This window comes from Fibrobacter sp. UWB3 (assembly GCF_002210405.1).
Classification (GTDB): domain Bacteria; phylum Fibrobacterota; class Fibrobacteria; order Fibrobacterales; family Fibrobacteraceae; genus Fibrobacter.
Map to the genome: position 1 here is coordinate 393,895 of NZ_MWQJ01000002.1, position 16,408 is coordinate 410,302.

Annotated in this window: 15 protein-coding genes; 8 read left to right on the forward strand and 7 right to left on the reverse strand. The window is 48.1% G+C overall.

Annotated features, from left to right (window positions below):
* Positions 1-85: 85 nt before the first annotated feature.
* The 5 genes from B7991_RS04205 to B7991_RS04220 all read right to left on the reverse strand — a co-directional run bounded on the left by B7991_RS04205 (position 86) and on the right by B7991_RS04220 (position 4,180).
* On the reverse strand, positions 86-646 hold the full coding sequence (locus tag B7991_RS04205; protein WP_088629729.1) for a GNAT family N-acetyltransferase: 561 nt from the start codon (positions 644-646) through the stop codon (positions 86-88).
* A 2-nt stretch (positions 647-648) separates the two neighbouring features.
* Positions 649-807 carry a hypothetical protein gene (locus tag B7991_RS14785; protein ID WP_176421752.1) on the reverse strand — a complete coding sequence of 53 codons (159 nt, stop codon included), beginning with the start codon at positions 805-807 and terminating at the stop codon, positions 649-651.
* A 352-nt stretch (positions 808-1,159) separates the two neighbouring features.
* On the reverse strand, positions 1,160-2,656 hold the full coding sequence (locus B7991_RS04210; RefSeq protein ID WP_088629730.1) for a glycoside hydrolase family 30 beta sandwich domain-containing protein: 1,497 nt from the start codon (positions 2,654-2,656) through the stop codon (positions 1,160-1,162).
* Between the two features lie 153 nt (positions 2,657-2,809).
* A complete protein-coding gene (locus tag B7991_RS04215; RefSeq protein WP_254917837.1) occupies positions 2,810-3,370 on the reverse strand; it encodes a C-terminal helicase domain-containing protein in 561 nt (186 codons plus the stop codon).
* A 66-nt stretch (positions 3,371-3,436) separates the two neighbouring features.
* Positions 3,437-4,180, reverse strand: a complete 744-nt coding sequence (locus B7991_RS04220) for a hypothetical protein (protein WP_088629731.1) — start codon at positions 4,178-4,180, stop codon at positions 3,437-3,439.
* Between the two features lie 176 nt (positions 4,181-4,356).
* Here B7991_RS04220 and B7991_RS04225 point away from each other — a divergent pair, with 176 nt between their 5' ends.
* Positions 4,357-5,718 carry a hypothetical protein gene (locus B7991_RS04225; RefSeq protein ID WP_088629732.1) on the forward strand — a complete coding sequence of 454 codons (1,362 nt, stop codon included), beginning with the start codon at positions 4,357-4,359 and terminating at the stop codon, positions 5,716-5,718.
* Between the two features lie 139 nt (positions 5,719-5,857).
* On the opposite strand, the gene B7991_RS04230 is transcribed toward B7991_RS04225, so the two are convergent.
* Positions 5,858-7,720, reverse strand: coding sequence for a phosphoenolpyruvate carboxykinase (GTP) (locus B7991_RS04230; protein WP_073424191.1), 1,863 nt, complete (start codon positions 7,718-7,720; stop codon positions 5,858-5,860).
* A 457-nt stretch (positions 7,721-8,177) separates the two neighbouring features.
* Here B7991_RS04230 and B7991_RS04235 point away from each other — a divergent pair, with 457 nt between their 5' ends.
* Entirely contained in the window at positions 8,178-8,825 is a 648-nt protein-coding gene (locus B7991_RS04235; protein WP_159462297.1) for a fibrobacter succinogenes major paralogous domain-containing protein, read from the forward strand.
* Positions 8,826-8,985: 160 nt separating this feature from the next.
* The gene (glgC, locus tag B7991_RS04240; protein ID WP_014544985.1) at positions 8,986-10,236 is read left to right on the forward strand and encodes a glucose-1-phosphate adenylyltransferase; all 1,251 of its coding nucleotides are present in this window, start codon (positions 8,986-8,988) and stop codon (positions 10,234-10,236) included.
* Positions 10,237-10,340: 104 nt separating this feature from the next.
* On the opposite strand, the gene B7991_RS04245 is transcribed toward glgC, so the two are convergent.
* Complete coding sequence (locus B7991_RS04245; RefSeq protein ID WP_088629734.1) at positions 10,341-11,051, reverse strand: hypothetical protein; 711 nt, start codon at positions 11,049-11,051, stop codon at positions 10,341-10,343.
* Positions 11,052-11,201: 150 nt separating this feature from the next.
* Here B7991_RS04245 and B7991_RS04250 point away from each other — a divergent pair, with 150 nt between their 5' ends.
* The 5 genes from B7991_RS04250 to B7991_RS04270 all read left to right on the forward strand — a co-directional run bounded on the left by B7991_RS04250 (position 11,202) and on the right by B7991_RS04270 (position 16,387).
* Complete coding sequence (locus B7991_RS04250) at positions 11,202-12,023, forward strand: NifU family protein (protein ID WP_088629735.1); 822 nt, start codon at positions 11,202-11,204, stop codon at positions 12,021-12,023.
* A 110-nt stretch (positions 12,024-12,133) separates the two neighbouring features.
* Entirely contained in the window at positions 12,134-13,186 is a 1,053-nt protein-coding gene (locus tag B7991_RS04255; RefSeq protein WP_073424266.1) for an IMP cyclohydrolase, read from the forward strand.
* A gap of 17 nt (positions 13,187-13,203) precedes the next feature.
* Positions 13,204-13,659, forward strand: coding sequence for a hypothetical protein (locus B7991_RS04260; protein ID WP_073424267.1), 456 nt, complete (start codon positions 13,204-13,206; stop codon positions 13,657-13,659).
* Between the two features lies 1 nt (position 13,660).
* On the forward strand, positions 13,661-14,992 hold the full coding sequence (trmFO, locus tag B7991_RS04265) for a methylenetetrahydrofolate--tRNA-(uracil(54)-C(5))-methyltransferase (FADH(2)-oxidizing) TrmFO (RefSeq protein WP_088629736.1): 1,332 nt from the start codon (positions 13,661-13,663) through the stop codon (positions 14,990-14,992).
* A 3-nt stretch (positions 14,993-14,995) separates the two neighbouring features.
* Positions 14,996-16,387, forward strand: a complete 1,392-nt coding sequence (locus tag B7991_RS04270) for a GntR family transcriptional regulator (RefSeq protein WP_088629737.1) — start codon at positions 14,996-14,998, stop codon at positions 16,385-16,387.
* The last annotated feature ends 21 nt before the right edge of the window (positions 16,388-16,408 follow it).

Below are 16,408 nucleotides of genomic sequence, written 5' to 3' on the forward strand. Positions count from 1 at the left end.
TCCTTTATACCCCCCACCCAAGCCGGGTCTTTCGCTACCCCTTCTAGCGGGCTTCAGACGCCAGCCCGCAACGTCCGGCTTTTCTTTAGTTAGACAGTTTTGCCCTAATTTGGGCATCCTTGAACGGCTTGAGATCAAAGAACATCAGACGAGTTGCATCTTTGCGGTCTTTCTCCGTAAAAAAATCAAAGTTGTTCTTGATATAGAACCCCGTTGCCTTAGCGTACGCATCAACCGTAATGAACCGGCAACCAGTTCGATTGCCGTTCGTGAATGCATGCTTTATAAAATCCAAAATTGCCCTACCGATACCCTTGTTGTCGTAATCTTTCGAAACAGCAAGACGACCTATTTTCACCGAGGGGTAGGTCTTGCGGCGTTTGTTATTCGAAATTCTGCGATTAATTCGATTCCAAAGAGAACGTTCTTCGGGGTCATAAGAGACCTTATCATTCAAAAGACTGAAATAAGCAACAGTCTTTTGTGCTTGCCGATCTACAAACAGATATGTAACTGCCATAAGGTCTCCAAGATAGTTCTTGGCATCATCAAACAAGAAATTGTTCAAGTCAGTATCATTGCAGTCAAATGGCAAGATTTCGGTATCTTCGCCAAGGGGCAAAAAATCAAATGAAGACAAATTCATTATTAAAAGGAGAATTTTGCAATGGACATGACACTATTATAGGCGTTCTGAGCTGCCAGAACGTCTTCTCTCGAAACAGGCTTCGGATTCGCGATTTTCTTCTCGAAAACGCGAGCATCTTCACCTCGGAGCGTCGGAGTTTCTTTAATTGGTCTTGCCATAATTCAAACCTTTTATCTCCCATAATATAGGTAATAAAAAAAACGATGTCAATAGCGACTCCTTGTGAGGAGAACGCAGGTTTATCATAAAAATATTTTCCTCAAAAAAGGATGTCAATAGAGCTAAATTTCGTCAAACAGGCATTTTTCTCGTTTTTCTATAGAGAAAAAGACAAGGTTCATATAAAAAAGTGGCGATTTTGACGAAAAATCGCCACTTTTAACGAAAATTTTAAAAATTTAACGAATCAAAACTAACCTGCGCCCCCCCCCCCTCGTTTTGAACTGTTGCAAAAAATGCAATAGTTGCACATCTAATAAAAAAGTCGTCCCTTGCGGGGCGACCTTTTACTTATCTCAACACCACTCGTTGCGTCTTTGCATTGCCGTGTTTGACCACATAGACACCGCGACCTAAGCCGACTCCAGCCAGGGTATTGCGGAGCTCGCTAACATCTCCAGCTTGGAATTCGCCGATAAACGCACCAATCGGACTAAACACTTTATATGTGTTTTGAAGAACTCGGGGAACAGAAATTCTCCCGAAGGAAATTGCTTCTGTTGAATCCTTGGGCGGTTCCACCTTGGGCTCCTGCCACAGAATGAATTCGACGGTCGTTGCGCTGCGAGCCGGGGCGCTGTAACTGCATTTTGTGCCATCGACCTTGACTTCGTTCCCTTCCTTGAGGTTGCTATTGTCGTCGGTGACGTAAGGCTTGAAGCTTCCAATTTTTGTGCTTCCGAAATCAAAGTCCGCCTTGAATTCCTCGTTCTTGGAATTGAGAATGACGACTGCGATTTTCGTCTTGAGGGAGTCGCGGTAGGCGGTGACCTTTACATCTCTTTCGGGATTCTTGGTAGCATCGATTCTCCTCGCGCCGGGTCGTGCAAAGCGGCTGTAGTTTCCCATGACCCAAAGTCGCTTGGTAGGCTCCACGTTATCGGGGTTGCCTTGTCCTTGCGGCCAAAGCGCTCCGTTGCCGCAGCTGGGTTCGCTGCAGGAATAAATCCACCAAAAATGCCAGGCGTTCATGTTCGCAATAGTAAGGGCATCGTGGATTACGCCTGCAACGCGGAGCGCGCTTCCCATGCCTACGTCTTCCCTGTTGCTTCCAAGATCATAGACTTCGGTTTCCCAGAATTCTTTGCCAGCCTCGTGAATTTCAGGGTAAGCTGCCGGGTCCCCGCCATATTCGTGCGTTCCAAAAATGTCCGTATATTTCAGAGCGGCGGGATTGTTGAAGAAGGCTTTTTTGTAATTGGGGAATCCGTACCAGTTGATGGCTTCGGTGCCAATGATTTTGATACCCGTGGTATCGAGGGTGGGGCCAAGGTAGTCGCCAACCCAACGTGCCAATTCATCGGGTTCGTAGTGGTTATCGCCGGTGCCGTCGGGCTCATTTTGCGACGAAATCGCGTACAGGTTGACTCCAGCTTTACGCATATCTTGCGTAAACTTCAAGATGGTGTTGGCCCAGTCTTGGGCGTGATTGAAATCTAGGTGCTTTTTGTCGCCATCGTAATTGACAGTGTATTTAGATGTCCATGGGGCCGCCCAAACTTTGACACCGTATTCACTCGCCTTTTTGGCGATACTTGTTTCGGAGGTGGAACCGTCCGGAGCAATGCGGATGCGATGCAGCGTAAGTCCCGCGCCGCTAGTGGAATCCCAAAGGAAGGCCGCGTTCTTGTCGGTGATGGACCCTGCCCATGCCGATGCGGCACCAAAGCCGCTGATGCGTTGGTATTCCTTGCCCATGTCAACGTTTATCGTTGCAGCACAGGCTAGAGTGCTCAAAAATGCGATGGAACCCGCAAAAAGAGAAAATCTCTTCATTGAATACGTCATAAAGCCTCCTTTTTGTCCCATACTTTCTTTAAAGTAAGTTGAAAAATTCACTTTATATAAGGCTAAAATCGAATTTGTCTTGATAAAATGACAATAGCTTTATGGCGTTATACCCAATTTTAGCAATCACAATCTCTAAGCATCACATTGAGCTCAGCGTTCGCTGGTTTTCCGCATAAAATCCGGCGTTATCAAAACCGGATCATGTTCCCGATAGCAAAATTCATTTATTTCTTCATTCGTTTCTTTTCCAAGCCACTCGTTTTCTGCAATAAGACTTTTGTCTGTCGGAATGTTCCCTTGCGCGGCACGGATTCGCTCAACTTTTTTCTTGAATAGATTCTTGATTTCATCAGGACTGATTTCCAAATCCTGCGTCCCGGACAGAGACTTATCGGCAAACGTATTAAAGACTTGCTTTTTGAATTTGAGCAGAGTGTTGATTTTCTCGTCAATCGAATCAAGCATCAAAAGCCTGTACACAAGCACATTTCGAACCTGACCCATTCGGTATGCGCGAGAAATCGCCTGCATTTCGGCACTCGGCTTCAGCTGCGGTTCGCACAAGATGACCACATTGGCGGCCTGAATGTTCAAACCAAGCCCGCCCGCGTTGATTTGCAGCGGTAAAACAGTCCCAGCAGGGGATTTTTCAAACGCATCGATAATTTCTTGCCTATGGCTCACAGGCACTGCACCTGTAATGGGTTCCATACAAGATTCGTTCAAATACGCGCAAACTAAGTGTCAAACTCGAATTATTGCAGGGCTCGTTATCCCCTATTCGATATCGTCTGTAATTTTCGTAAATGTCAGTCTGTGTGTGATCTTCATATAGCCCGCATCTGTTACTGTTTCCATAATCATGGTTTTGCCATTCGATGAAGCCTGTATTGAATATGTTTCGCCATCTACATCCGTATAAGAAAGTATGCCTTTCGTTTTATCATAGGTGTAGTGGAATGACGTCTGTTTTTTACCAGCTAAATAATCAATTGCGCCGTCGGAATAAACATTCATAGCGTTTCCAACGCAGTAATCATCCTCTTTTTCATAATCACGGCATTCTTCTTTTGCAAAGCTGTCATCGCCATCACCACCGAACGTTTTATAGCATAAATCACGATTCGTAATTTTATGGATGTAAACTTCTTTTGTGACCTCCCAACGTCCGTGAATACTACTCGGATATTTTGTATTCACTTTTGTTGATGATGATGAACGAATAATTTTTTTACTAGCCGAACTTTTGGCTTTTGCTGAAGCCGAACTTGTTTTTTTCAGACTATCACGAATATCTTTTTCATTCATCTGTCCTATAATTTCTTTGAGTTTTCCTGTTACTACATCGATTTCTTGAGTCAGCTTATTACCGGCTGTTGTCAGGAAAGACACTAGATGCTTGCCGGCATCCTTAACAACAATCTCTACCTCGCCGTCTTTATTTGCGCTTAAGGCAATCGTCGTCTTTCCAGTTTCTCTGAAAAAGTCAATTCTTTTGTTATTTTTTATTAACATCACCATGGCCAATGTTTTTTTTGACGAGTTCTTTAAAAAACGCTATATAAAACGCTTTGTTGCATATAGCAAATATTTTAACATTTTCGTTAATAAAAACTTCGATATTTAAAAAATTTACACATTTTTGTTGCGTATATGAATTATATTTAAGCTGTAAAAAAGAAGAAGGAGGCTTTCAAATGAAAAAGAAATGGTTGGCGATTATTGCGTTTTCGCTATTGAGTGCCGCTTGTAGCGACGATAACGGAGCGGATATTGCGAGTACCGCAGGCATTGACGAAACACCCTCAAGCTCTAGTATTGAATCGACTATTGAAAGTTCTTCAAGCGACTCGCCCAAAAGCAGCGCTGCAAATTTCGCAGATGTCCCCTCCGTCGGAGATCGTGATTATGTCATTTTAGATAGCTATGACAGTTACGAAGGTGGTGGTTTCGGTGGTGGTGAAACCTCAAAAGGTGGCGTTGCTGTTGATGTCATGGGTGGCGCAGGTGGTTCGAACAACAGAACTTCGGGTCTGCTCACGGCAGGTGAATGGAACGACCTCAACAATTGGAAGTTCTGGAGTAACCTCCTTAACGAAAACAAGTATTACGATAAAACAAGCTACTGGAAGTTCTATCCCAAGAATCTCGTGGCCGTACAAGTTGTCGATGGCAATAACACCGCCGTTGCAAATGTTCCCGTGGAACTTCTTAAGGGTGGCACCGTGCTGTTCTCCACAAAGACGGATAACGCCGGGTTTGCTTACTGCTGGCAAAGCCTCTTTGCTGATGATGATAGCGATATCGTAGCCTCAGATTATTCGCTTAACGTCAATGGCGCAAGCTATAAGGAACCGCTCCAGTTCACATTGCAGGGCGATGAGAAAGTCAACTTCAACGTTGTTGTAAGTGATGACGCCAAGCCTGCCGCCGCAAAGGCTGATATAGCATTCATCGTGGACGCCACGGGCTCCATGACCGATGAAATTCGATTCCTTATTTCCGACCTGAATTACATTATCGATCACGCTAGTTCGGGCAATAAAGTTGCTTTGCGCACGGCAGCATTGTTCTACCGCGACGAAAAAGACGATTACCTCACCCGCCATGATGATTTCTCGGATAACGTTTCCACGACTCAGGAATTTGTATCTAAGCAACAAGCAATGGGTGGTGGCGACTATCCCGAAGCTGTCCACAGCGCACTCGAAGATGCTTTGCAAGAGCTTTCCTGGAATGAATCGGCTCGCGCACGTATTGCCTTCTTGATTCTTGATGCTCCTGCGCATCACAAGGACGATGTCATCGAAAGTCTCCAGAAGTCCATTTCACTTTTTGCCCAAAACGGCATCAAGATTATTCCGGTGGCAGCAAGCGGCGTGGACAAGGACACTGAATTTATGCTGAGATTCTTTGAACTTGCGACGGGCGGCACATACGTATTCCTCACAAATGACAGTGGTATCGGCAACGAGCACATCGAAGCATCCGTGGGTGACTACGAAGTGGAAAAGCTAGCCGATTTGATGGTTCGCCTCATCAAGAAATATGTAGAATAAATTCATAACCAATAACATACTCAAAGTGCCGCGATGATAAGCCGCGGCACTTTCTTTATATACAAAAACACCCTTGCGACTTTCATCGCAAGGGTATTTTTAAAGGATTATGCGTTGCGCTCTGACGAGCACAAACCCATTAAGCCTTATTAAGACGATCCTGGATCATGTCGATGATTTCAGAGAGTTCCTTCGGGAGGTGCTTGCCGAACTTCGGATAGTGGTTTTCCTTAACGTCAGCGAGTTCCTTCTTCCAGCCTTCCACGTCAACCTTCGTGATCTGCGGGAGAGTTTCCTTATAGTAGTCAGCGAGACCATCAGTATTGATGGCGCCTTCCTTCGGCATGTAACCGATCGGAGTTTCGACAGCGTTGTCAACACCGTTGCAGCGGTCGAAGATCCAAGCGAGCACGCGGCTGTTGTCGCCGTAACCCGGCCACATGAAGCCACCCGGAAGCTTTTCGTTGTTGGCATCCTTGCGGAACCAGTTCACGTAGAAGATCTTCGGAAGCTTGTCTTCAGTGGACTTCTGACCGATTTCGATCCAGTGCTTGAAGTAGTCACCCATGTTGTAGCCGCAGAACGGGAGGATTGCGAACGGGTCGCGACGGATCTTACCGACCTGAGAGGCGTCAATCGTAGAGGCAGCAGTGATTTCGGAACCAACGATGGAGCCGAGGAACACGCCGTGGTTCCAGCTGAGGGACTGGTGGACCAGAGGAATGGTGGACGGACGACGGCCACCGAAGAGGATTGCAGAGATAGGCACGCCTGCCGGATCTTCCCATTCCTTAGCAATGCACGGGCACTGCTTAGCCGGAGCGGTGAAGCGAGCGTTCGGGTGAGCCATTTCTTCACCCTTAGGAGCCTTGTCCTTCGGGAGAGCGTCACGGGTCTTGCCCTTCCAGTCAACGAGCTTGCCCTTAGCCGGGTAGCCGATGCCTTCCCACCACACGTCGCCGTCTTCAGTGAGAGCGCAGTTCGTGTAGATCGTGTTCTTTTCAGCAGAAACAAGAGCGTTCTTGTTGGATTCTGCAGAAGTACCCGGGGCAACGCCGAAGAAGCCAGCTTCCGGGTTGATAGCATAGAGACGGCCATCCTTGCCAAACTTCATCCATGCAATGTCGTCACCGATGGTTTCGACCTTCCAGCCCGGGATAGTCGGGATGAGCATGGCGAGGTTCGTCTTACCGCAAGCAGACGGGAATGCGCCAGTCACGTACTTGACTTCGCCCTTCGGGTTGGTGAGCTTGAGGATGAGCATGTGTTCAGCGAGCCAGCCTTCGTCGCGAGCGAGAACGGTAGCAATGCGGAGAGCAAAGCACTTCTTGCCGAGGAGGGCGTTTCCACCGTAACCGGAACCGTAGGACCAAATGAGGCGTTCTTCCGGGAACTGCGTGATGTACTTGTATTCAACGTCAGCGCACGGCCAGATGCCGTTGTCGCTTTCGCATTCGCGGAGCGGCTTACCAACGGAGTGGAGGCACGGAACGAATTCAGCGTTCACGTCAGCGTTGAAGATATCGAGAACCTTCTTGCCAGCGCGAGTCATGATGTCCATGTTGAGAACGACGTATTCGGAGTCAGTGACTTCGATACCGTTCTTGGAAATCGGGGAGCCGAGCGGGCCCATGCAGAACGGGATCACGTACATGGTACGGCCGTGCATACAACCCTTGTAGAGCTTACGCATCGTCTGCTTGAGTTCAGACGGGTCGATCCAGTGGTTGGTCGGACCTGCATCTTCTTCCTTGACGGAGGAGATGAACGTACGGGATTCGACGCGAGCCACGTCAGACGGAAGAGAACGGAACAAGTAGCAGTTTTCCTTCTTAGCAAGCTTCGTTGCGAGGCCAGCCTTGACGCACTTCTGCATGAGGGCATCATATTCTTCCTGAGAACCATCAACGACGACGACGTTGTCCGGTTCGCACATGGCAATCATTTCATTCACCCAAGTACTGATTTTCGGGTGCTTGATATCGTTAAGAGTAAGACTCATTATGAGCTCCTATTGGTTTAACGTGTTAGATTTCGAGATATTTCGAACGCGCTACAAGATAGCAAAAAAAATGGGTGTTGGTCAATGAATTTTAGCGATTAGTAGGCGGTAGGAAGTAGGCAGTAGGAAGAAAATGGAAAGATTCAACCTAAACATTAAACCTGTCATGCCCGCCGGAGCCTGTGCTGAGCGAAGTCGAAGTAAGCGGGCACCACCCTTTCAAGAACGATTTTATCTTCTAACGCACGGCAGACCTGCACATCTGGACAGATTTACAATTATTTAGGGCGTTTTTTTTGAAATTACTGCCGTGTGCATATATTCTAATTTGTCATAGAAATTTTAAGGATTTATTGACTTTTTCTCTTTTGCGATATATTTTAAAAGTGTCTTAAAAAAAAAATTCTCAATAACGGAGGGGAAAATGATGAAAAAAAGTATCATGTTTTTTTGCGTAATGGGACTAATTTCCTTATCCGTTGCAGCCCCTGAAAAGAGCGGAACATTTAAAGATCCTCGAGACAACAAAACATATAAAACAGTTCAAATAGGAAAACAGACCTGGATGGCTGAAAACCTGAACCTTCATATGGAAGGCTCGTGGTGCTACGACTACAAAAAAGAGAATTGCAAGCTGTACGGACGCCTATACACTTGGAAAAAGGCAATGAACGCTTGCCCCGAAGGCTGGCACCTCCCCTCTCGCGGAGAATGGCGTGAGCTAGAGGAATACGTCGATGCAAATTCGAAGAAAAAGGCCGGCAACGCTTTAAGATCTAAAGATGATTGGAAAATCAAGAAAAAAAAGAAGAAAGTCTATGACCAAAAGACCGGAGAAGCCTATTATCTAGACGAATACGAAATCATCAACAGTGGAACGGATGAGTTCGGTTTTGCAGCTCTACCCGGTGGGCATGTTTCAAATCAGGGCGAATTTGTGATGCAAAAAGAAAAAGCTGTTTTTTGGACTTCTAGCAAAGATAAAAAGCAGAAACTCAAAAAAGCCTACAGTCGACAGCTTGAATATGGCAACGGAGCCTTTGAAGAGGGCATAAATTACATGGAAAACGCTCTTTCTGTTCGTTGCATCAAGGATAGTCAGTAAAAATCGAATCTTTTACAGGTTTACATTTTTTTTGAAATACCTCGTCAGCTAATGGCGGGGTATGTTTTTTTTAACAAAAATTCAAAAAAATAAGGTTTTTTGCAAAAAAAAAAGTATTTTATGGACGGCTATTACAAAATTGAATTTACAGAGGAATTTCATGAGCTGGTCTTACTCAAGAGAGCATCAAAAGAATATTCTTTGCATGATCATGGCTGGTGGACAAGGGAGCCGTCTACAGCCCCTCACCCGCGACCGTGCAAAACCCGCCGTACACTTTGGCGGAACCTACCGCATTATCGACTTTGTTCTTAACAACTTCATCAACTCCGGCATTTTCAAGATCAAGGTTTTGACGCAGTTCAAGAGCGATTCGTTGAACAAGCACATTTCTGCCGCCTGGAGCCTGAATGCAAGTTTGGACCAGTATGTGGACCTCGTACCCGCCCAGATGCGTACGGGTGACGAATGGTACCGCGGTACTGCCGATGCTATTTTCCAAAACATCAACTTGATTACCGACGAACGCCCGGACCTCGTGGCTATTTTCGGTGGCGACCACATTTACAAGATGGACATCAACCAGATGATTGATTTCCACCTGAGCCGTGCAGCCCTCCTCACGATTGCTGCTATTCCGGTGCCGGTCGAAGAAGCTCGTGAATTCGGTATTATCGAAATTGACGCGGACAACCGCATGATCGGTTTCGAAGAAAAGCCGAAGGAACCGAAGCAGATGCCGAACCGTCCGGGTTGGTGCCTCGCCAGCATGGGTAACTACCTCTTCACAAGCAAGTTCCTCGTGCGCGAACTCTTGAAGGGCGCAAACGACGGTGCAACGGACTTTGGCAAGCACATCATTCCGCGCTTGTACAAGGAATACCCGGTGTATGTTTACGACTTCAACACGAACATCGTGCGTGGCGAAAAGGCTTCTACGAAGGGTTACTGGCGCGATGTGGGTACGCTTGATGCATTCTTCGAAGCAAACATGGACCTTTGCTCCGAAAATCCGCCGTTCGACCTTTACAACAACTACTGGCCGATCCGTACGTACAACTGGAACCAGCCGCCTGCACGTTTCTTTGCGGGCGACAACGAAAGCCATCAGGGCGCAGCCGTCGATTCCATCGTTTCTGCAGGCTGCATTATCGGTGGCGGTACTGTTGTGAAGAGTATTCTTTCGCCGGGTGTTACCATCCAGAAGGACGCACTCGTCGAAGAATCTATCCTCTTCCCGAACGTGACGATTGGCCCGGGTGCCAAGGTACGCCGCGCTATCGTTGAAAAGGGCTTGCATATTCCGGCCGGTTTCCAGATTGGTTACGACCTGGAACGCGACAAGCAACTCTTCCACGTGACCGAATCCGGTATTGTCGTCCTTGCCAAGGACACGATTATCAAGGCCTAGCAAAGCTCGCGCTCGAAGAGCGCCAAGCTTAATAAAAAATGGGCTTAACTTAAAAGGCATCGACGTTTAGTCGATGCCTTTTAAGTTTTCAATATTTTTGTGGACTAGAACGCAAACCAAGTCAAGTTAATCTTGTAAGCAAGACCGAAATCCATGTGTCCATAGTCACCGGTAATCGGATCTCCCAAGTCGTCAACATCGTTGATGTCGCCGAAGTAGTAGTTGAATTCAAATCCCAATTTTCCAGACAAGATCAAATTTGGTGTAATTGCCCCATGTATACCAGCCATCACGCCAAAGTCTAGACGAGCATTGCTTTCTGTGAACATTCCCATTACAACATCATCAGGCAGACTGTTGAAAACAAATTCCCCGCCAATTGAAAACGGAATGAACTTTCTTGCGACGAAATAGTCGAACGCGGCACCCACGGCAAGCGTTGTCGTGTTGTCTTGCATTTTAGTATCAGTTCCTCCAGACGAAACGGTTGTTTCACCTTGGTGCTGGAAACCGAAAATAGCAGTCAACATCATGTCCGGATTGAGCATGAAGGAGAAATTGATGGCGTAATTTCTAGACATCAGTCCGGTTACATCAAGACCGATACCAAAGAAAGGATTTTCGGAGGATGCTGTATTCTTAACTGCTTTTTTCGATTCAGCTTTTTTAACGACAGGAGCTTCATCCTCATCTTCAACAACTGAAGGTGCTTTTTCGACGCGGCTTGGAGCCTCATCTTCGTATTCGTCATCTTGTGCATAGCTGTAGCTGCATAATGCAAGTGCCGTTAATGTGGCGAGAAACATCTTTTTCATGGGATACTCCTTGTTAATGTTTAAAAATAAAAATAATATAAAAAACATAAAAATGAAATAAAATTATTACAACCTGGAGCAAACCTATAAAATTAGAAGGTTTTAGAAAAATCCTCCCCAAAAACGTTATAAATTTCTAAATTAGCGCTCATGAACGAAGAACAAAGCGCAAAATTTTCTCAAAAGTTACAAGATATTGCTAAGGCTCCCAAGTACCGCGGGGCTATTTTCCAGATTGAAGCTGATGAAAAAGGCCTCGCCCTCGTCGATGTGAAAGAAGCGAGCCTTAAGGTCTACTTGATGATTGACCCGGAATGCGACAAGATTCTGGAAACGAGATTCTTTACGTACGGCGGGCCGCTCTTTACAGCCCTTGCCGATTCGTTCTGCCGCAAAATCCAGATGGCGACGATTGATAACGCTTGCAAGATTACCGCCGAAAGCCTCGAAGAAGAACTGCGCGACACGCCGAACGTGCGAGCTATCCCGGAGGACGCCGTAGAAATAAAGCAGATGAACACGCTCATTTCGAAGATTCAGCTCGTCTATCCAGAAAAGAAGGCTACAGCAATCATCGTTCGCGAGAAGATGGAACGCATCAAGTACCGCACGCAAACCGCTGAAGGACGTGCCGAAGCTGATGCCGAATGGAATGCGCTCACCAAGGCTCAAAAGATCGAAAAGATTGAAGCATGGCTCCACCAGACCGTCCGCGGAACACTCCAAGGCGATGGTGGCGATGTGCAGATTCTCGACTTGACGGACGACAACCGTTTGCAAATCCGCTATCAAGGCGCATGCGCCGGATGCGGCAGCGCTATGGGCGGCACGCTCTTCTACATCGAAGACGAGCTCAAGAATAATGTCTATTACAACCTGATCGTTGAACCGGAAGACCCGCTCGCCAACATTCCGCAGAATCCGGACTTGCCGGGATTGGACGACAACAATCCGCCTGCTAGTTTGTTCTAATTGTTAGCCAGCAGTCGTTGGTCAATAGTCATTGGTTATTAGTTTTTTGAGCCCACCGTGCGTGGGCTTTTTTCTATATTTTCATCGGAAAAATCCACAAAGGAAATGATATGTCCGAAGAACTCGTTTTGAAATTCGTTGACCCGCAGCCGATGCGCTACGGTGAAAACTCCCACCAGTCCGCTGTATTCTACCGCGACCCGACCTGCACCGAAGCAAACCTCGCTTCTGCCAAGCAGCTTTGGGGCAAGGAACTTTCTTTCAACAACATCGTCGATGCTGACGCCGCCCTCGAAATGGCTCGCGAATTCAGCGACGGCAATGCTGTCGTGATTGTGAAGCACATGAATCCGTGCGGTCTTGCTACGGGCGAAACGCTCCGCGAAGCTCTCGAAGCCGCTTGGGCTGGTGACCCGGTGTCCGCTTTCGGTTCTGTGATTGCAGTGACCCGCAAGGTCGATTTGAAGACTGCCGAATTCCTCAAGGGCAAGTTCGTTGAAATTTTGCTCGCTCCGGCTTTCGATGACGACGCTCTCGAATTCCTCAAGAACAAGTCCAAGGACATTCGCCTCCTCGAAGTTGGCGAAATCAAGAAGGCGACGCCTTGCAAGGTTTACAAGCACGTGATTGGCGGTATGCTCGTCCAGGACCGCGACATCGGTACTTGGGAAAAGTTTGAATGCGTGACGAAGGCTCAGTTCCCGAAGAACAAGGAAGACCTCGCCCGCTTCACTTGGCTCGTCACCAAGCATACAAAGTCTAACGCTATCGTGATGTGCTACGAATACAAGCCGGGTTACTTCCAGGTGATGGGTCTTGGCCCGGGTCAGCCGAACCGCATTGACTCGAACCTCCGCCTTTGCCAGCCGCGCGTCCGCGACAACGTTGCTCGCCTCCCGGAAGCAAAGGAATTCTTCGATGAAAACGGCAAGCTCATCAACGAAGCAGGCCTCAAGGCTCTCGAAAAGAAGGTCTTCGGCGAAGTCGTTATGGGTTCTGACGCATTCTTCCCGTTCCCGGACAACGTCGAAGCCGCTCATGATGCTGGCGTCCGTTACATTGTTCAGCCGGGTGGTTCCAAGAAGGATGACCTCTCCATCGAATCTGCAGACAAGTTCGGCATTGCGATGGTGTTCACCGGAATGCGCCACTTCCGCCACTAATTCATTATAAGGTAAGAATGATTCCAGTATCTCAAAAAGAATCAAACCAAAGGGAGAAGGACCTGTATTACGCAGTTCTCTCCTTCTTGAAGTCTGTCCGCAAGGCCGGGAAAACGACCGCCAAGGAATGGAACGATTACCGTTCCAAGCTTAGCGGTATTGCGCCCTCGCCCGAAATGAGCAAGGCGACCGACATGTGGACTATGGATAACCTGGATCAGTTCCAGCCGGATAAGACGCAGCTCCCGCCGTTGAACGACATGGAGTCTGTTGCTAAGGTTTCGCCCGAGTTTTTGTCTCAGTTACTTGAGGCTTTGTACTACGGCATGCTGAACTTGACTCAGGCGAATCTTATTTCGGACGAAATTCAGGATGCGGACCCGGAATGCGTAAGTACGGCATCCCTCGAAGAATTGTTGGTCAAGCTCTGGATCGGAAACGCGAAGAGTTACCGGAAAATTGTGGTGAATTAAAATGAACGAACGAGTACGTGTTATTGGTGGCGGTCTTGCAGGCTGCGAAGCGGCTTTACAATTAGCGAGCCGTGGTTTTCAGGTGGATTTGTACGAAATGCGCCCCAACAGGCAGACGCCCGCCCACAGGGATGGACACCTCGCCCAACTCGTCTGTTCTAACAGTTTCAAGGCTTTAGGCATTACCAGTGCCCACGGCCTTTTAAAAGCGGAACTCACTCTGCTCGGAAGTTTCCTCCTGGATTGCGCGCGCGAAGCGGCAGTGCCAGCAGGTGATTCCTTGACGGTGAACCGCGACATTTTTAGTGAACTTGTCGAAAAGAAGATTGCAGAATTTCCGAACATCACGCTGCACCGCGAAGAAGTGACAAGCCTTGAAGGCGATTGCCCGACGCTTGTTGCCGCAGGGCCTTTGGCAAGTGATGCTCTCGCCGACGATATTTTTAAGCGTCTTGGCAGTAATCGTCTGCACTTCTTTGATGCGATTGCTCCTGTCGTCGAGACAGACAGCATTGACTTTGACCATGCGTTCTACATGAACCGCTGGGAAAAGGGCGAAACGGCAGACTTTATCAACTGCCCGCTCGATAAAGAAACTTATACTGAATTTGTGAATAAGCTCTGCGAAGCAGAAGCAACCGAACCGCGCCCGTTCGAAAAGCGTGAACTTTTTGAAGGTTGCCTGCCGGTCGAAGAAATGGCGCGTCGTGGCTACGAAACGTTACGCCACGGGCCCATGCGCCCGATTGGGCTTGGGCTTGGAAACAACGGACATCTGTGGTATGCCGTGATCCAGCTCCGTGCCGAAAACAAGCAGAAGACTTTGTTCAACATGGTCGGTTTCCAGACGCGCCTCAAGTGGGGCACGCAAAAGGAAATCTTCACCATGGTGCCGGCACTGCGCAATGCAAAATTTGCACGCCTCGGCTGCATGCACCGCAACACGTTCATCGAATCGCCGAAGTTCCTTGATAAGACGCTCCGCTTGCGTCCGAAACTCGATTGCGCCAAGGACATTCCGCCTACGTGGTTTGCTGGCCAGATTACGGGTTCTGAAGGTTATACCGAAGCTGTGGCAACTGGTTGGTACGCCGCTTGGAATATGGCCCAGACGATTTTGCACGGGCATTCTGACCCGCTCCCAGATGAAAGCTGCATCGGCTCCTTGATGAACCGCCTTGTCGAAGAGAACGAGGATTTCCAGCCGATGAATTTCAACTTCGGCCTCCTCCCCCATCACGAAGGCTTGAAGAAAAAGAACAAGAAAGAGATTCTTGCCGAACGTGCTGAACGCGCCGTTCGCGAATGGATTGCAGCCCGTAACATGGCATAGAATATGCGTGATGAGATCAAACAAGCGATTTTGCAGCAAGAGCTGAAAGACGGGGAAATGCTCCCGTCTGTACGCAAGCTGATGAAAACGTTTGGAGTCTCGTCGGGAACCATTCAGGGCGTACTCAAGCAACTCTCTGAAGAAGGGCTCATTTACAGCATCCGCGGCAAGGGATTCTTCTGGGGCAAGGCTCCGGACGCCAATGATCTTGCGCAAATGCTTTCGAAGACGGTTCATCGCGAAACCGTGCTCGAACGCCTTGAACGAGAATTTTCAACGGACTGGGAAAAGGGATTCCTCGACCCGAATAGGAATTTGCCGCTTGCGAAGGAACTTTCCGACCGCTATAACGTGTCGCAGACGATTCTCCGCAAGTTCCTGATCCACAAAGTGAATCAGGGAATTCTCGTGCGTCGTGGGCGCTTGTACGCATTCGCCTCCCCGCTCAAGACAAAGACGGTCAAGAATTTCAGCGAGATTTTGTTCGTCACGCGATGCAATTCGTGGGGCGGCTTTACCGCAGAAAGCGAACGTGAACTCGACTTTTTGCGTCTCGTTTACCAGACTGCCGGTGAACAGCATTTCAAGCTCATTCTGCTCGGAATCAACGAAGAAAGCGGCAAACTCATCGACCGCAGCGGAAAAGTCTGTCACCTGACAGATTACCCGAACGCCATTGGCGCGGTGCTATCGACGCTCTTGGTGCAGAATCCACATGCGCTTTTGCAGCTATTTTACGGCGTAAAATACCCCGTTTCCGTGTGGTGGGAACACCCGCTGCAGAACATCCCGCCGAGATTCTTGAGCAAGAACAACTGGGCGTTTTTCAACTCGACATTCGGAGAAATTCCAGGCCAGCAGCTCGGCAAATACCTGTTGCAAAAAGGCTTCAAGAAGGTCTGTTATTTCTCGCCGTACCATAACAGTTCCTGGTCCAAGGACCGCTTGACAGGCCTCATGAATTCGGGGCTAGAAGTCATTGCATTTACCGATGACGAATTTGCAAGCCCGTGGGACTACAAGGAAATCGCAAGACAGAGAGTTTCGAGATTTTCCGTCGAATCATACGCCCGTAATCTCGTGAAGAAAAAACTTTTACAATTCGCCAAGAATGTGCCCGAAGATTGCAACTGCTGGGTCTGCGTGAACGATGAAGTCGCGGGACTCTTTTACGAAATAAGCGATGACGGCGATTGCACATTGCCGGGCGACAAAACCGACCCGAACGTGCTCGGATTCGACAACTCCGCCGAAAGCTACTTGTTGCGCATTGCATCGTACGATTTTAACACGAGCGCACTCATCAAACAAATTTTCTACTACATCGAAAATCCCGATGGCTTCGGGAATAAAAAACGCCTGCACCAGATTCTGGGGCAGGTCATTGAGAAGTAAGATGCGCGCTCAAGGCGCGCA

Coding starts and splice junctions, on each gene's coding strand:
- trmFO (WP_088629736.1), top strand. CDS start 13,661: ATGAACGAACGAGTACGTGTTATTGGTGGCGGTCTTGCAGGCTGCGAA.
- B7991_RS04255 (WP_073424266.1), top strand. CDS start 12,134: ATGTCCGAAGAACTCGTTTTGAAATTCGTTGACCCGCAGCCGATGCGC.
- B7991_RS04210 (WP_088629730.1), bottom strand. CDS start 2,656: ATGACGTATTCAATGAAGAGATTTTCTCTTTTTGCGGGTTCCATCGCA.
- B7991_RS04250 (WP_088629735.1), top strand. CDS start 11,202: ATGAACGAAGAACAAAGCGCAAAATTTTCTCAAAAGTTACAAGATATT.
- B7991_RS14785 (WP_176421752.1), bottom strand. CDS start 807: ATGGCAAGACCAATTAAAGAAACTCCGACGCTCCGAGGTGAAGATGCT.
- B7991_RS04270 (WP_088629737.1), top strand. CDS start 14,996: ATGCGTGATGAGATCAAACAAGCGATTTTGCAGCAAGAGCTGAAAGAC.
- B7991_RS04220 (WP_088629731.1), bottom strand. CDS start 4,180: ATGGTGATGTTAATAAAAAATAACAAAAGAATTGACTTTTTCAGAGAA.
- B7991_RS04260 (WP_073424267.1), top strand. CDS start 13,204: ATGATTCCAGTATCTCAAAAAGAATCAAACCAAAGGGAGAAGGACCTG.
- B7991_RS04215 (WP_254917837.1), bottom strand. CDS start 3,370: ATGGAACCCATTACAGGTGCAGTGCCTGTGAGCCATAGGCAAGAAATT.
- glgC (WP_014544985.1), top strand. CDS start 8,986: ATGAGCTGGTCTTACTCAAGAGAGCATCAAAAGAATATTCTTTGCATG.
- B7991_RS04235 (WP_159462297.1), top strand. CDS start 8,178: ATGGGACTAATTTCCTTATCCGTTGCAGCCCCTGAAAAGAGCGGAACA.
- B7991_RS04230 (WP_073424191.1), bottom strand. CDS start 7,720: ATGAGTCTTACTCTTAACGATATCAAGCACCCGAAAATCAGTACTTGG.
- B7991_RS04225 (WP_088629732.1), top strand. CDS start 4,357: ATGAAAAAGAAATGGTTGGCGATTATTGCGTTTTCGCTATTGAGTGCC.
- B7991_RS04205 (WP_088629729.1), bottom strand. CDS start 646: ATGAATTTGTCTTCATTTGATTTTTTGCCCCTTGGCGAAGATACCGAA.
- B7991_RS04245 (WP_088629734.1), bottom strand. CDS start 11,051: ATGAAAAAGATGTTTCTCGCCACATTAACGGCACTTGCATTATGCAGC.